The following is a 12,596-nucleotide window of genomic DNA, read 5'->3' as shown; positions in this document are numbered from 1 at the left end:
TTTTGGCTTTGATTTCTTTAGATTTTTTTGGCCAATTCCCGCACCTACCACAAGGTGCGGGAATTTTACCCGCCGTCCGCAAGCCGCATCGCGGCCTTGATGGCCAACCGGCGCTTGTTCGCATTACGGGTGTAAACCGCCGACTGCTCGCCGGTTTGCCATCCAAAGAGCGCCTGCAACTCGTGCTCAGAGCCGCCACGGTCCGCCACCATGGTCGCGGCCAGTTTCCGCAGCCCATGTGCGGTGCCCTCAACCTTCGCCGCCTTGCAGGCGTTCTTGAACCAGGTCCCAAAGCTCTCCTTGACCATTGGCCTGCCGTTCTTGCCGCAGATAAACGACAGGTCTCCGGTAGGCCCGTGGCGCAGCGCGTCGTCGAGGACCGGCAATATCGGGATGAAAAGTTCAACACCGGTTTTTTCGGCTCGCAGAACCGCGACCCCGTCTTTCACATGCTGGCGCCCCAGCCTCACCGCGTCGCCCCGGCGCAAGCCGGTGTTAAGCAGGACCTCAAGAGCAACGCGCTCGCGGGTGCCAAGCGGCCAGCGGGAGCGAAAGCGCTCAACATCGTCGGCAGTCCATGCAAGAAACCCGTCGGTGCGGGTCTTGATAAACGCGACCCCTTCAGTCGGGTCCTGATCCAGCAGCTTGGCCTCCACCGCCCAACGGAACAGCGCTCGCATGGTCTTGATGAAGTTGTTGGCGGCAAAGGGCGTAGCCTGCCGACGCTCTCGGCCCTCCACAATGTGCTTTTGGCGAACTGCCCGAAATGAGACGTGGCCACTTTTCTCAACGACGTGCTGTAGCACGTTTTCACGCTGGCGCCGGGTAGCGTTCGCCTTGCTGCCCCAGTCTGACGACTTGCGCCACTGGTCCACCAGCCAAGCCAGCGTGCGTGGATCGCCCTCGGGCGTGTTGGACGCCGCAGGAGGCAGCCCCCCGTTTATCACCGCCCGATACGCCTCCATGAATTCCGGGCTACCCGGCGCTGCGCGTATTCGCACACGCGGGCCGTGCCCGATCCGGACATACCAAACGACTGTGCCGTGTCTGGTCTTTTCTCGATGAAGGTAAGGCAATTTCCTTGGCATAGGGTCTGTCACAGCTCGACCCTCGCGTCATAGTCAACTGCTTCCGACGACGGGGGCGACGCGCCGGGATCGACCGGCGTGAAGCGAACGCGCCCATCGGGCTCAAGGGTGACCTCAACAGGAATCCCGACCTGATCAAAAGCGCGCAAAGTGCGCGCGACGTCGGCTTGGGTGATGTTTGCAGGCTTGCGTGGCATCGTCAGCCCTTCTTGTTTTGTCTCGCCGCACGCTGTGTCTTTGGCCCTGCGAACAACACGCCGCAGGGAAATGTGTTCGCGACGGGGGCGGTCGCAGAGATGCGCGGCCCTTTGTTGGTTTGCGGCCTGGTCATGCCATTTCTCCTTTGAGCGTGCTCAGCCCTGCCGACCGGCGGCAGCGCAGCTTGTCGGCCCGATAAGCAAAGCCGATCCACGAGAAAGCCACGTCGCGGGTTTCCCCAACCCCGGAAAGGTGAAGCAGGTCGCACCGCGTCCCTGGGTTCCACAGCCGATGCATCCGTGGGGCCTCTTGGGTTTTCAGCGGCGCAATGCTCACTCGTCGCCTCCCGTCTCATCGCTCCGAAGCATCCAGCTAGCCAAGAGGATTTTCTCGATCTGCGGCCAGTGGTCGCTGGCCTCGATCCACGGCGCGAGGTGGTTGCGGACATAGGCCATCGCGTCATCCATGAAGGTCGAGAATGCTTCTCCCTCCATCTTCGCGAAGCTGATCGACACCGGCCGGGATACCATCGCCACCGCGTCAGCCGGAACGTTGTGGCGCATTCTCTCGATCCGGGTCATCTGCCTGTCCCGGGTGCGGCCAGTGGCGACGAGAAGGTCATCCTTGACGTCCTCTGCGCTCCAATCGGCTCCGGCCGGCCCGTCGTTCAAGGCTTCGGCCACATAGGTCGCAAAAGCCCAGAAAAGCCGGTGCTGCTTCGGGTTGCGCGGCTGCTTCGGGGCGATCTTGTAAAGCGCGCCGAACTTCAGCCTCTCGATCGCGATCTGGCCCGCCTTCGAGGTCGGGACCAATGCGTTCTCGATCCGGCGCACGAAGAACGGATAGGACATCAGGCGCCCTCCCCGCTGGTAACACCCGTGACCTCGCTCCCCTGCCCTGTCATAGCCGCCACTCCATGACGAAGGGGATCTCGTCTGAGAGGTCGTCGCCGCCCGGGCGCCCACCGCCGCCATAGTCGGCACTTGGGCCCGTGCCGCCGCTCTGGCCGCCGTCGTAGCCCTCACAGCCGTTTCCGCCGCCGTTGCCGCCACTCCGCCCCTCCAGCAGCGTGAGCTCGCTCTTGAAGGGGCGCAGGACGATCTGGGTCGTGTAGCGGTCCTGCCCGCTTTGGTCCTGCCACTTGCGGGTTTCGAGCTGACCCTCGATGTAGACCTTCGAGCCCTTGCGCAGATACTGTTCGGCGATCCCAACCAGCGCGTCGGAGAGGATCGAGATGCGGTGCCATTCGGTCCGCTCGCGCTTTTCGCCGGTGGTCTTGTCCTTCCACGTCTCGGATGTGGCGACGTTGAGGTTGCACACCTGCCCGCCGTTATTGAAGCTCCGGTCCTCCGGGTCTCGGCCAAGGTTGCCGAGAATTGTGACTCTATTAACGCTGCCTGCCATCAGGTCTTCTCCTTGGGCGCGTCCGGGGTTCGGATGATTTCGATTGCCCGCTGGAGGCCGGGCATGCGGCGGATGAAGCCGCGCTGCTCAAGCGCCTGCAGAAGGCGGTGAACGTTGGATTTGGACGCGAGGCCCATCGCCTCGGCGATCTCCTCGAACGACGGCGAATAGCCATGCGCGCGGGTGTAGCTGGCGAGAAACCGCCAGCACTCGTGTTGGCGGGGCGTCAGCATGGCACGCCCTCCACCGGATTGCGGCCAAGCATCCCGCCGCGCTGCTGCCATGCGCGCATCGCGTCCGGCGATCTGTAGCAATGCGCGATCTGCGCAAAATCAGGTTTCTGCGTTACTTGGAGCATCACGCGCTCCTCAAGGTCACGCCGTCGGCGCCGATCTTGATCTCTGCGCCGGGCACGTCCTCGCCGGCGTCGATCTGCGCCTTGATGGCCTTCTTGTCGGGCACCTTTCTGATCTGGCAGAGCTGCGAGGGGGCGGCGGTCTCATCGGTGATAACCACCGATGCGGAGCCTGAGCGCCGCGACACCGTGGCGGCCGGGCGTTCGATCTTGCGCGCCCCCACCGCGTCCAGAAGGGTCAGCATGGCCGCCTTCGCGGCCCGGCTGCGCGCCTCCATGCGGGCCTTGCGCGCCGTCAGATCGGAGATTTGCGCCTTGATCGCCGTGGCCAGCGCCGCGGCGTCCCTGTCCTGCGCGATAAGCTGGTCGAGAATGTCCAGCGCGTCGGTCTGCCCATCGAGCGTGTCGAGGAGGGTTTCGAGGTCGCAATCCTCGCCGAGGATGGCGCGGATTTCGTCTGCCATGCGGGTGATGGCGACCGGGTCAAGCCGCTTCATGGTCGCCCTCCGTGTCCTCGAGGTAGACGTAGCGCCGCGCGTCGGGGTCGAAATCCAACCCAAGCTCCTCGGCGCGGTTCACGACCATTTTGGCCACATCCCGCCCCGCCTTTTTGGCACGCCCAAGCAAGCCGTTGATGCCGTCCGCGTCTTGGACCTGCGGCAAGTGCGCGGTGAACCACTCGACTTCGCTGCGACGGGCGACCTGCTCCTCGCTGAGCGCGTTGAGCTTCTCTTTGATCCCGCCGATCACCTGCGCGAGGCAGTCAGCGTAGGCTGGCGCGGAGGCGTCGGGGATCGCCATGTCCCCGAGCTGGGCAGGATCTTTGCCGAACGAGGTCTCGGTCGGGGAAAAGATCAGGTGCCGCTCTTTGTTCACGATCGAGATGCGCGCAATGGCGTCGCTGTCGGTCAGCACGAGGTCTTTCGAGCCGCCCGGGATTTTCAGGCGCTCTTTGATCCCGTCCCCGTCTTTCTGCTCGTCCATGTGCGAGACGAGGATGACGTCCTTGCCAAAGCCGCGCAGTAGCCGCAGGAACGCGCCGAACCGCACGCCGAGCTGGCCCCAGCCTTGCTGGTTCAGTGCCCCGCCATACCCGAGCTTCGAGTTGCCGCGCAGGATGTCTTGGGTCAGGCAGTCGAGCGCCTTGCCGATGGTGTCGATGATGATCGTGTCGTAATTCGCGAGGTCATCGGCGCGTACCCCGGCCACGTCACGCCAGTCATGCACTTGCACGACGTCTTTGCGGTCAACCGCACGGTAAGCCCCGTTGTCGAAATCAAGCAGCAGCGGGCGCGATGCCGTATAGGCAAGGCTGGTCTTGCCAAGCCCGGGCTGCGAATAGATGGTCAGGCAGATCGCGTCGACGGTCATCGGATCGGACGCGGTGGTGATGTTAAGGACCATGAAAAGCTCTCCGTTGGCTTCAGGTTTCACTTCAGGGGCTTGATGGCGGATGCGTGGATGAGCATCGTCACGCTGCCGGCTGAGGACATGTTGGCACGGGTCAGTTGAGGCCCAGGCCGTGGCCGATCAGCAGGACGAGGTAGCCGGTCGCCAAGATCGAGATCGCGGCGATGACATCGCCGATGAACGTGCCAACCGCGCGCCAGTTGATGGGCGCGCGCGCAGCCTTGCCGGTTTGCGTGTGGGACAGGATCGTGAACATGCGTACCTCCATCGTTCTGGGCGGCACACTACTCCACTTTTTGTGGTCCACGCAATCCCTAGTTCACATTGGGTGGATTTTTATTTTTCGGACTAGACACAGCGCTTGCGATGTTGCTAATTCGTTCTCATGGAGGAGCCGCGCGACCAGGCGACAGTGGACAGCCGCCTCGACCGGATGATCGAGGTCGCAGATCTACTCGACGTGCCGCTTGACCACGTGGTCGAGCACATGGGCTGGTGTTCTCAGAGCGACTTCCGGAGGCTTTCCGACAACCCGTCACTTCTGCCGCGGTACACGAAATCCAGTGTGAGCCCATAGCGCTCGCACAGCTCTATGGCCCGCTCCACCGGGATACGACGGGTCCCCTTTTCCCAGTTGTTATACTGGGTGGCGTTGAAGCGGTTCTTTTCAGCCCAGGCCTTCTGGCTGTCGTCCGAGAAGGCCCGCCGGATCCGCGCGAGGCGCGCGCCGATTTCATGGAATTCTGGGTGTTCACTCATTGCTCACTGATCCACCCAATGTGAATTTGTTTGCAACCTACCAATCGTGGTCTTGTGCCGCTCCACTTTTCGTGGATGATGCACGCCATGGACGACGCCAAGGACATCGCGGCCCGGATCGGGCAAAGGCGCATTGCAATGGCGCTGGGTATCGGCGTGACCGCGGTCAATAACGCCGTGGTGCGGGGCAAGTTCCCGGCCGCCTGTCTCCCGGTGATCCGTCAGATTTGCGCCACCGAAGGCATCACATGCCACGAGAGTGCTTTCAATGTTCGAGCGGCGACTGATGGCCAAGTTGACGCCCTCCTTCCTCGTAAGCAGTCGTGTGCCGGAGGGCCGTCCGAATGATGGCCCCGGCTCTGGTCACACATGCTCATATCGACGCGGATATGAAGCGGTTTTGTGGAAGCCCTGCTCTTCGCGGTGAGGATTTCGGCGGTGCGATCAGAGGCGTGGCCGCTAAGGCCCGGGCGGCAGCGCGATCTCATCACGCAGCTTCATCGATACGGGCAATGGCGTCGGCCGCCGCCTGCGCTTTGCGTTTTGGAACCACGCCCAGAGGTCTCGTCGCTATGGCCGGTCCCTGCTTTGTGTGCGGCACCCCTGTCGCCCCCTTCGGCTTTGGCTGGCCCGGCCCTGCCCGCGACAAGCCCAAGGGCAAGCGCGGCTATCTCTGGGCCTGCTTCGAACACCGCCCGGACGGCGAACGCCGGCGCGAAGCCGCGATCGCCGCCTACTTCGGCGGCGGCGCGCCCAGCACCGATCATCCCCGGAACGACCCAGAGAAAGGATCACAGGAATGACCTACCCCCAAAACAGTGATTTTGCCGTCGAGCTCTCGGCGCTTCTGACGGACCTCGCGGAGATCGACGAGATCAAGGCGGAGGTTTCCAGCGCGAACGGAGATCTTCGCTCGACGGTCAAGCGCATCCTGCAGGACCGCGGCTACCACAAGGGCGCATTGGCGAAAATCCGCGCGATCAACGACATGCCCACCTCAAAGAAGGCCGACTTCCTGCGGACCTTTCTGCCGATGCTGGAGGCTATCCGCCCGAAATGGGAGGAGGAAGTCCGCGACATGCTCGACCGTGAGGCCGAGAAGTCGGACGCCATGCAGACGGATATGGCGGCCGAGTGATGATTGTCGCCGGTCTCGATCTTGCCACAAAGACCGGCGTTGCGGTCGGTCCCCTCGGGGGCCGGCCGGAACTGTGGACGCTCGACCTCAAGTCCAAGGGCGAGGCCAGGTTCCATGCGACCCGCCTGATGCACATTCAGGGGCTGGCGCACCGCCTGATCACCGAGCTGGGCGTCTCCCACATCGCGGTCGAGAAGCCTTTTGTCGCCGCCCACAACAACTGGGAAACGACCCTGTTGACGATCGGCCTGACCGCCAACGTCCTCAGCTGGGCCGAGCGCAAAGGCGTCGCGGTCGACATCTACCCGCCACAGACCGTGGCAAAGCATTTCATCGGCTCCGGCCGGATGAAGCGCGCCGAGAAGAAGGCCGCCATCCTTTCCGAGTGTCGCGCCCGTGGCTGGGAGCCCGGCGACGACAACCAAGCCGACGCGGCGGCGGTCTGGGACCTCGCCTGCACGCGCCTGTGGGGCGCGCACGCGGCCGCCACGGGGCCGTTTTTCCATCAGCAGGGCAAAGACCCTGAAACAAGAAGCGCACGAGCAGGAGGCGCCAAATGAGCCACTACATGACCGCGCTGGCTATGAAGCAGCGAGGATTGAAGCCCTCCGCGAAGATCGTCCTCTACTGGCTGGCCGACCACCACAACGAGGAAACGGGTCTTTGCTTCCCCAGCCTCAAGACGCTGGCTGACGAGTGCGAGATGAACAAGACAACCCTGATCCGGCACCTCGATGCTCTTGAAGATCTGGGATTGATCCAGCGGGAAAAGCGCGATCGGGAAAACGGTTCGAGGGCCAGCAACTCGTATCGGCTAACGCTCAGCCAGGTTTCGGAGCACAGAGGGCCTAGTTGCGAAACGCAACCACCCCCTGTTGCGAAGCGCAACCACCCTAGTTGCAAAACGCAACAGGCCCTAGTCGCAAAACGCAACAGCCATACTAACCTTGGAAATACTAACCTTGGAATTGAACCATCTCTTGCCCACCGCGATGCGGCGGGCGAGTGCGTTCAGCAGGATTTGCTTCCCACCCTCAGTGATCAGATTGGGCTTGTACAGAGCAAGTCGCCCTATCTCGGCGGCTTGGCCGATGGCTGCGAAACCATCGATGATGAATTCGCAATAGTCTGGCAGCACTACCCTCGAAAAGTTGACAAGCAGGACGCTCGGACGGCTTGGGCTAAAGCCCGAAGAACAAACACATTCGAAACGATCGTGAAGCCGCTCGGAGTTTTTATCCGGGTCCAGAAAGGCGGCGACATTTCGAAGATCCCGTATTTGACGACTTGGCTCAATAAAAAGCGATGGGAGGGCGACCAGACGCACGCCCGGAACCGAGCCGAGACGACCGCCGACCGCCTCCGGCGGCTCGGAGCAGTTTCCACGGAGGAAGGGTGCGACGAGGTCGCCGGTCCGACACGCAAACCACCGCAAATCGAGCTGAGGATGGACCCATGAACGGATTGACCTACGAGCAGCGAAAGCGCGCGATCTTCGCGTTTCTATACCGGGAGCCGGGCGGGCTGCTTCACCGCTACCGCCTTCCCGAGCACCTGTCCGACGACGCCCTGCGCGACGAGGTCAACCTGCTGGTCGAGGACATCAACGGGCTGATCCCCTCCGGCTACACCGAGGCCGACATGCGCCTGCTGACCCCGGAGATCAACACAGAGATCCGCCGCCGCCACGGGGCTCACGGCTGGCCGCCCGCCAAGGTGTTCATCGCCGCCACCGAGGATGCCATCGCCGCGGCGGCCCAGAAGAAGGCTGATGCCGAGCCCAAGCGGGAATTCACGCTCGATCCGGTGGAGATGGCAGCTCGCAAGATGCACGACGGAGAACCGGTCAGCGAAAGCTACCTGTGGGGCGTTTCGGCGATTGAGCTGATTGCCCGGGGTCTCATCGACGAGGAGACAATGACCACCTACCGCACCGGCGCCTTCGCGGCCCGGCGGGAGCAGTCCGGCGAGGACGCGGCGATCCGATGGGAGCAGGACGCCAAGGCCCGGCACCGGTCGGCGAAGCAGGCCTATTTGGCCCGCAAGCACGGCGGTGAAGGCATGACGCCGGAGGCCATGGCGCGCGTCCAACGAGACCTCGAAGGCGTAGCGCGTCGGATGGACGAGCGGTCCGCCGAGATGCGCCGCTGGGCATGATAGGAGGGTTGTTGAGCATGTCGAGGCAGATTTCGAGCATCTATGACAAGGGCCCAAGCGACTACGAGGCCGACCGCCGGGCCCGCGCGGTCCGTGAGCAATCCGAAAAAGCATGGCGCGAGCGTGGCATCGCCGTGATCCCGGTCGACGAGCTGGCCAGCGAGTGGGACCAGCAGGCCGTGACGAACATCGCCAACCGGCTCTTCGGGAGGCGCGCCGATGATCAACGCTGAGAACGTCACGATCGAGGACGAAACGTGGACGCCCAAGCTGGTGCGCGAGCGGATGGTCGAGGCGGTGCGTTGGGCGCGATATAACGCGGGGCCCACTGGGCCGGCGCCTATACGCAGCGCAATGCCCCGGTTCAAAGCCACCTTTGAAGACCACCTGGAGGAAGGCTGGGGTTTCCCCGAGAAGGCCGAGGGGGTCGAGGAAGCAGAAAAGGTGACCCGCATCCAGCTTCCCCCGGAGCGCATCGACGAGATGATCTGGGTGCTCGATTGGTGCCGCCTTTACCTCGCCGAAGATCACTCTGGCGACGCGGTGATTCTCAACCTCTGGCTTCGCTGCCGCGTCTACAGAACAAATTTCGAGCACGCGCTGAAGGCGCGCGGCTTCCCCATGAGCCGGCGGCACGCCGACAGGATGAAGGACCGCGCGCTTTCGGTGATCTCGCAGCGCCTCGACCGGGGAGGATTTCGACCGTGACCAACAACCGCGCTGAAAACATGAAGCGGCTCAACCAGGACTCGGAATTCGCTGCGGCCCGAAATCGGCGCGCGCGTGAACGGTTCACATTGGACAACGAGCGCCTGCAAAGGATGGCGAACATCGCCAAACGCGGCTGCGACGTTCCAGAGTGGCTGGAGGACCAGTGGCGCGAGCTCAAGAGGATGAAGATACCGAACAGGGAAGCCGCGGAGATGCTGAGCATCCCCTATCTCGGCAACCCTGAGGACGAGGTCGACAACGACCACAAGCTGAAGACCGTCACCCGACTCGAGGACGAGCAGATCGACTATATCGAGCGGCTTTCGCTCGTCGGTCGCCTCGACCCGGACATCGCCTATGAGCTCATCGAGCGGTGCAAGCGGGCCAAGCGCGTCCTCGCTTGGAACACCGAAAAGGAAGAACAGCCAAGATGATGCACATCTTGGTCTCAAGTTTCAAGTGCGACGGTTGATTTGATGACCGCAAGTTCTTCGGCCATGGCTTCGGCGGGATGTGACATCTAGGCGGACCGCGGATAATTAATTTCGCCCTCGAAAAACCCTGTCTATACTTTCTCTAACAGGCTGCTGAAAAAGGCCGGGCTCGACGCGGTTTCGATAACATGATTCATCTCCGTCACGGCAGCGGCGATGAGGGTGACGATGCGCGGGACGGACGAAGCGAGTGGATCGCTGTTCAGCTATGTGGACCGTGATGAGCGGGTCCCGGCGGGTCATCCGCTTCGCAAGATCCGGCAGATCGTCAATGACGCCCTGGCGAGTCTCGATGTCGAGTTTGACGCGCTCTACACCGACTTCGGCCGCCCCTCCATCGCGCCGGAGCGCCTGATCCGCGCGAGCCTTCTCCAGATCCTGTTCTCGATCCGGTCCGAGCGGCAACTGATGGAGCAGATGGACTACAACCTTCTGTTCCGGTGGTTCGTCGGGCTCGGCATCGACGACCCGGTCTGGGTCCCGACCGTGTTCACCAAGAACCGCGACCGGCTGCTGACCACCGACATGTCGCGCAAGGTCATGGCGGCGATCCTGGCGCACCCTTCGGTCAAGCCGCTGCTGTCGGACGAGCACTTCTCGGTCGACGGCACCCTGATCAAGGCGTGGGCTTCCATAAAGAGCTTCCAGCCAAAAGAAGATACCACGCCGCCTCGGGACGACGATCCCGGTGGCCCGCCGCCATCGGCAAAAGACCAGCCCTTCGCAGACACCGACCAGCCCCAGCAGACCGAGACACAGCCGATGCCTGACACGCCCCGCCAGCCCCGCAACGCCGAGGTGAACTTCCGGGGAGAGAAGCGCTCGAATGCAACCCATGCCTCGGTCACGGACCCGGATGCGCGCCTTTACAAGAAGGCGCCGGGCGCGGCAGCGATGCTGTGCTTCATGGGGCATACGCTGATGGAGAACCGCAACGGTCTCGTGGTGCAGGCGGACCTGACCCACGCTGACGGCCGCGGCGAGCGCAAGGCGGCCCTCGAGATGATCAATCGGTATTCCCCGGGTTCGACCCGGCGCCTGACGCTCGGGGCGGACAAGGGATATGACAGTGCCGACTTCGTCGCCGATCTCAGGCGCATGGTCGTGACACCGCACGTCGCGCAGAAAGCCCGGCATTCCGCCATCGACGGACGGACCACCCAGCATGCCGGCTACGCCCTGTCCCAGCGGCGCCGGAAGAAGATCGAGGAACCCTTCGGCTGGGCCAAGACCGTGGGCGGCATGGCGCAGACTGTTCACCGCGGCCTGGACAGGGTTCGCGCGCAGTTCACGATGACCATGGCGGCCTGCAACCTCGCAAGGCTGCCGAAACTCCTGGCGGCCTGACGGAAAAGGCAATCCACCCCCGGTGTCTGCCGCCGATGCCGTAGAGAACCGCCTTCAAATCGTGGCGGCAGGCACAACGTCCTTCGAGCCCGACTTCTTCAGCAGCCTGCTAAGCCTTCAACCCGCAATATTCGCCCAATGCGTCTAAGCCTGCATCGTCCACGGTGCCATGGATAAGGAAACATTCCAGCTGTACGTCGAGGGCATTCTTGCCCCAACGCTGCGGCCGGGCGACGTGTTCGTCCTCGACAACCTCCCCGCACACCGAAGTACCGAAGCCGCCGCGACCCTGAAAAAAATCGGGGCCTGATTCTTGATCTTGCCAAAGTACAGCCCCGATCTGAACCCCATCGAGATGGCCTTCTCGAAACTCAAGGCGCTCATACGAAAGGTCGCCGCTCGAACATACGACGATCTCTGGCGCGCCGTAGGGCACGTCTGCTCTCTCTTCACCCCAGACGAATGTTACAACTTCTTCGTCGCGGCACACTATGAAACCGATTGAGATGAACGCGCTCTATCTTATTCTGATTTCTGTCCCCGAAATCAAAAACGCCTTGCACAGCCGCTTCTTAATTCCGTATTTTTTCTTGGCATTAACTATGCCCTGCTCCGCATTCGTGGTCTCTGTTTGGTGGGGGACGGGATGTGCCAGAATGGCCGCGCGCATCATCCCTATTTTAACGCTATCGAGCGTGGAGAACAGATCAACAGGCCTGAAATCAGACAACTCAGCCCGACTGATCTGCTTTGGATCGCCGGACCTGTAGTTTGCCGTGAACGAGAGCCAATCCTCAATGCTGTAGGCATCTGGGTACTGCAGAATAAGACTACCCCCGTGGCCTTTCACGCCCATGAATTTCTGGCGAACGTCCTTAAAGTGCCTGATCTTTAAGCTGAAGTCTTCCAAACTGGAGGAGATGATGTGGTAGAGCTCTCGCCCCGTATCGTGGCCTTTCACCCGCAGAAACGAAGAGGGCATCAACCCAAAGAAATTGCGGCGGCGTTGCACTCTGTGATTGCTACGTGGAATGTAGAAGTTGCGCCCCATAAGCCGAATGTTCACAGCGCATTTTTTAGTAGAGGCCATGTCTTTGTAAAAGATTAAGGATTTGCTGTCGCTTACCCCGCGCCCGTCCTCATGGGTCACATGATCTAGTGGAACCCCATTACGCCAAGAAAACTGAATCACCTTGTGACTAGAATGAGCGTCAAGAAATATGCTAAACTCAGGCCATGAAAAGAAAGGTAAAAACTCATCGACGTCCAAGATAAAGAGCCAATCCAACGCTTCGTCGCGCAGTACTTTGTCCAGCACGACGTTGGTGAATTCTTCCTGAAAGTATGTCGCCATATTGGCCCTGTAGACGGAAACCCGATCCTGCTTTACCACGCTTAGATCATATTTCGAGTTGTGATCGATGACGTGGATTTTCGGCTTCTTCGCGTTTTGTGTGGGTGGGTTGCATTTCCGGTTACCGGACGACCGCACCAGATGTTGTATCGTAGGGTGATGCTGGCAGGTGCGTAAGCCG

23 protein-coding genes are annotated in these 12,596 nt (G+C 61.9%); 12 read left to right on the top strand and 11 right to left on the bottom strand.

Translation table 11 applies throughout. The features are described 5' to 3' along the window. Nucleotides 1–65: 65 nt before the first annotated feature. The 10 genes from ACH107_RS12825 to ACH107_RS12780 form a co-directional block, all read right to left on the bottom strand. Nucleotides 66–965 (bottom strand): tyrosine-type recombinase/integrase, encoded by a 900-nt coding sequence (locus ACH107_RS12825; protein ID WP_412506201.1) that lies wholly within the window; start codon nucleotides 963–965, stop codon nucleotides 66–68. Nucleotides 966–1,096: 131 nt separating this feature from the next. Continuing rightward, nucleotides 1,097–1,285, bottom strand: coding sequence for a hypothetical protein (locus ACH107_RS12820; protein WP_412506200.1), 189 nt, complete (start codon nucleotides 1,283–1,285; stop codon nucleotides 1,097–1,099). A gap of 333 nt (nucleotides 1,286–1,618) precedes the next feature. Next, entirely contained in the window at nucleotides 1,619–2,137 is a 519-nt protein-coding gene (locus tag ACH107_RS12815; RefSeq protein WP_412506199.1) for a hypothetical protein, read from the bottom strand. Nucleotides 2,138–2,186: 49 nt separating this feature from the next. Next, a complete protein-coding gene (gene ssb, locus ACH107_RS12810) occupies nucleotides 2,187–2,690 on the bottom strand; it encodes a single-stranded DNA-binding protein (protein WP_412506198.1) in 504 nt (167 codons plus the stop codon). Then, nucleotides 2,690–2,923, bottom strand: a complete 234-nt coding sequence (locus ACH107_RS12805; protein ID WP_412506197.1) for a LexA family protein — start codon at nucleotides 2,921–2,923, stop codon at nucleotides 2,690–2,692. Before ACH107_RS12805 ends, ssb begins: the two co-directional genes overlap by 1 nt. Next, nucleotides 2,917–3,048 carry a hypothetical protein gene (locus tag ACH107_RS12800; RefSeq protein ID WP_412506196.1) on the bottom strand — a complete coding sequence of 44 codons (132 nt, stop codon included), beginning with the start codon at nucleotides 3,046–3,048 and terminating at the stop codon, nucleotides 2,917–2,919. Before ACH107_RS12800 ends, ACH107_RS12805 begins: the two co-directional genes overlap by 7 nt. Further along, a complete protein-coding gene (locus ACH107_RS12795) occupies nucleotides 3,048–3,542 on the bottom strand; it encodes a siphovirus Gp157 family protein (RefSeq protein WP_412506195.1) in 495 nt (164 codons plus the stop codon). The genes ACH107_RS12800 and ACH107_RS12795 overlap by 1 nt, the downstream gene beginning before the upstream one ends. Continuing rightward, a complete protein-coding gene (locus ACH107_RS12790; RefSeq protein ID WP_412506194.1) occupies nucleotides 3,529–4,479 on the bottom strand; it encodes an ATP-binding protein in 951 nt (316 codons plus the stop codon). The genes ACH107_RS12795 and ACH107_RS12790 overlap by 14 nt, the downstream gene beginning before the upstream one ends. Nucleotides 4,480–4,549: 70 nt before the next feature. After that, nucleotides 4,550–4,711 carry a hypothetical protein gene (locus ACH107_RS12785; protein ID WP_412506193.1) on the bottom strand — a complete coding sequence of 54 codons (162 nt, stop codon included), beginning with the start codon at nucleotides 4,709–4,711 and terminating at the stop codon, nucleotides 4,550–4,552. A gap of 245 nt (nucleotides 4,712–4,956) precedes the next feature. Then, the gene (locus tag ACH107_RS12780) at nucleotides 4,957–5,214 is read right to left on the bottom strand and encodes a helix-turn-helix domain-containing protein (protein ID WP_412506192.1); all 258 of its coding nucleotides are present in this window, start codon (nucleotides 5,212–5,214) and stop codon (nucleotides 4,957–4,959) included. A gap of 87 nt (nucleotides 5,215–5,301) precedes the next feature. On the opposite strand from ACH107_RS12780, the gene ACH107_RS12775 reads away from it, so the two are divergent. The 12 genes from ACH107_RS12775 to ACH107_RS12720 all read left to right on the top strand — a co-directional run bounded on the left by ACH107_RS12775 (nucleotide 5,302) and on the right by ACH107_RS12720 (nucleotide 11,566). Beyond that, nucleotides 5,302–5,562, top strand: coding sequence for a hypothetical protein (locus ACH107_RS12775; protein ID WP_412506191.1), 261 nt, complete (start codon nucleotides 5,302–5,304; stop codon nucleotides 5,560–5,562). A 224-nt stretch (nucleotides 5,563–5,786) separates the two neighbouring features. Next, nucleotides 5,787–6,017, top strand: coding sequence for a hypothetical protein (locus ACH107_RS12770; protein WP_412506190.1), 231 nt, complete (start codon nucleotides 5,787–5,789; stop codon nucleotides 6,015–6,017). Then, nucleotides 6,014–6,352: a hypothetical protein gene (locus tag ACH107_RS12765; RefSeq protein ID WP_412506189.1), complete on the top strand. Its 339-nt coding sequence runs from the start codon at nucleotides 6,014–6,016 to the stop codon at nucleotides 6,350–6,352. Before ACH107_RS12770 ends, ACH107_RS12765 begins: the two co-directional genes overlap by 4 nt. Next, complete coding sequence (locus ACH107_RS12760) at nucleotides 6,349–6,912, top strand: hypothetical protein (RefSeq protein WP_412506188.1); 564 nt, start codon at nucleotides 6,349–6,351, stop codon at nucleotides 6,910–6,912. The genes ACH107_RS12765 and ACH107_RS12760 overlap by 4 nt, the downstream gene beginning before the upstream one ends. Further along, the gene (locus ACH107_RS12755) at nucleotides 6,909–7,811 is read left to right on the top strand and encodes a helix-turn-helix domain-containing protein (protein WP_412506187.1); all 903 of its coding nucleotides are present in this window, start codon (nucleotides 6,909–6,911) and stop codon (nucleotides 7,809–7,811) included. The genes ACH107_RS12760 and ACH107_RS12755 overlap by 4 nt, the downstream gene beginning before the upstream one ends. Continuing rightward, entirely contained in the window at nucleotides 7,808–8,509 is a 702-nt protein-coding gene (locus ACH107_RS12750; RefSeq protein ID WP_412506186.1) for a hypothetical protein, read from the top strand. The genes ACH107_RS12755 and ACH107_RS12750 overlap by 4 nt, the downstream gene beginning before the upstream one ends. Before the next feature lie 17 nt (nucleotides 8,510–8,526). Further along, nucleotides 8,527–8,742 carry a hypothetical protein gene (locus ACH107_RS12745; protein ID WP_412506185.1) on the top strand — a complete coding sequence of 72 codons (216 nt, stop codon included), beginning with the start codon at nucleotides 8,527–8,529 and terminating at the stop codon, nucleotides 8,740–8,742. Then, nucleotides 8,729–9,217, top strand: coding sequence for a hypothetical protein (locus tag ACH107_RS12740; protein ID WP_412506184.1), 489 nt, complete (start codon nucleotides 8,729–8,731; stop codon nucleotides 9,215–9,217). The genes ACH107_RS12745 and ACH107_RS12740 overlap by 14 nt, the downstream gene beginning before the upstream one ends. Further along, nucleotides 9,214–9,654 (top strand): hypothetical protein, encoded by a 441-nt coding sequence (locus tag ACH107_RS12735; protein WP_412506183.1) that lies wholly within the window; start codon nucleotides 9,214–9,216, stop codon nucleotides 9,652–9,654. The genes ACH107_RS12740 and ACH107_RS12735 overlap by 4 nt, the downstream gene beginning before the upstream one ends. 228 nt (nucleotides 9,655–9,882) lie before the next feature. Next, the gene (locus ACH107_RS12730; protein ID WP_412506182.1) at nucleotides 9,883–11,061 is read left to right on the top strand and encodes an IS5 family transposase; all 1,179 of its coding nucleotides are present in this window, start codon (nucleotides 9,883–9,885) and stop codon (nucleotides 11,059–11,061) included. A 169-nt stretch (nucleotides 11,062–11,230) separates the two neighbouring features. Continuing rightward, nucleotides 11,231–11,371, top strand: coding sequence for a hypothetical protein (locus ACH107_RS12725; RefSeq protein WP_412506181.1), 141 nt, complete (start codon nucleotides 11,231–11,233; stop codon nucleotides 11,369–11,371). Nucleotides 11,372–11,374: 3 nt separating this feature from the next. Beyond that, complete coding sequence (locus ACH107_RS12720; protein WP_412506180.1) at nucleotides 11,375–11,566, top strand: transposase; 192 nt, start codon at nucleotides 11,375–11,377, stop codon at nucleotides 11,564–11,566. A 12-nt stretch (nucleotides 11,567–11,578) separates the two neighbouring features. On the opposite strand, the gene ACH107_RS12715 is transcribed toward ACH107_RS12720, so the two are convergent. Further along, nucleotides 11,579–12,596: hypothetical protein (locus tag ACH107_RS12715; RefSeq protein WP_412506179.1), on the bottom strand; the 1,018-nt coding region annotated here is incomplete at its 5' end.

The organism is Roseovarius halophilus (ex Wu et al. 2025) (assembly GCF_047086965.1).
The sequence above is the reverse complement of the archived record's forward strand: the minus strand, read 5'-3'. Positions and strand labels throughout refer to the sequence as shown.

Bases quoted from the DNA above. Each gene is read 5' to 3' on its own strand.
- ACH107_RS12825 (WP_412506201.1), bottom strand. From the start codon at position 965: ATGGAGGCGTATCGGGCGGTGATAAACGGGGGGCTGCCTCCTGCGGCG.
- ACH107_RS12820 (WP_412506200.1), bottom strand. From the start codon at position 1,285: ATGCCACGCAAGCCTGCAAACATCACCCAAGCCGACGTCGCGCGCACT.
- ACH107_RS12815 (WP_412506199.1), bottom strand. From the start codon at position 2,137: ATGTCCTATCCGTTCTTCGTGCGCCGGATCGAGAACGCATTGGTCCCG.
- ssb (WP_412506198.1), bottom strand. From the start codon at position 2,690: ATGGCAGGCAGCGTTAATAGAGTCACAATTCTCGGCAACCTTGGCCGA.
- ACH107_RS12805 (WP_412506197.1), bottom strand. From the start codon at position 2,923: ATGCTGACGCCCCGCCAACACGAGTGCTGGCGGTTTCTCGCCAGCTAC.
- ACH107_RS12800 (WP_412506196.1), bottom strand. From the start codon at position 3,048: ATGCTCCAAGTAACGCAGAAACCTGATTTTGCGCAGATCGCGCATTGC.
- ACH107_RS12795 (WP_412506195.1), bottom strand. From the start codon at position 3,542: ATGAAGCGGCTTGACCCGGTCGCCATCACCCGCATGGCAGACGAAATC.
- ACH107_RS12785 (WP_412506193.1), bottom strand. From the start codon at position 4,711: ATGTTCACGATCCTGTCCCACACGCAAACCGGCAAGGCTGCGCGCGCG.
- ACH107_RS12780 (WP_412506192.1), bottom strand. From the start codon at position 5,214: ATGAGTGAACACCCAGAATTCCATGAAATCGGCGCGCGCCTCGCGCGG.
- ACH107_RS12775 (WP_412506191.1), top strand. From the start codon at position 5,302: ATGGACGACGCCAAGGACATCGCGGCCCGGATCGGGCAAAGGCGCATT.
- ACH107_RS12770 (WP_412506190.1), top strand. From the start codon at position 5,787: ATGGCCGGTCCCTGCTTTGTGTGCGGCACCCCTGTCGCCCCCTTCGGC.
- ACH107_RS12765 (WP_412506189.1), top strand. From the start codon at position 6,014: ATGACCTACCCCCAAAACAGTGATTTTGCCGTCGAGCTCTCGGCGCTT.
- ACH107_RS12755 (WP_412506187.1), top strand. From the start codon at position 6,909: ATGAGCCACTACATGACCGCGCTGGCTATGAAGCAGCGAGGATTGAAG.
- ACH107_RS12750 (WP_412506186.1), top strand. From the start codon at position 7,808: ATGAACGGATTGACCTACGAGCAGCGAAAGCGCGCGATCTTCGCGTTT.
- ACH107_RS12745 (WP_412506185.1), top strand. From the start codon at position 8,527: ATGTCGAGGCAGATTTCGAGCATCTATGACAAGGGCCCAAGCGACTAC.
- ACH107_RS12740 (WP_412506184.1), top strand. From the start codon at position 8,729: ATGATCAACGCTGAGAACGTCACGATCGAGGACGAAACGTGGACGCCC.
- ACH107_RS12730 (WP_412506182.1), top strand. From the start codon at position 9,883: ATGCGCGGGACGGACGAAGCGAGTGGATCGCTGTTCAGCTATGTGGAC.
- ACH107_RS12725 (WP_412506181.1), top strand. From the start codon at position 11,231: ATGGATAAGGAAACATTCCAGCTGTACGTCGAGGGCATTCTTGCCCCA.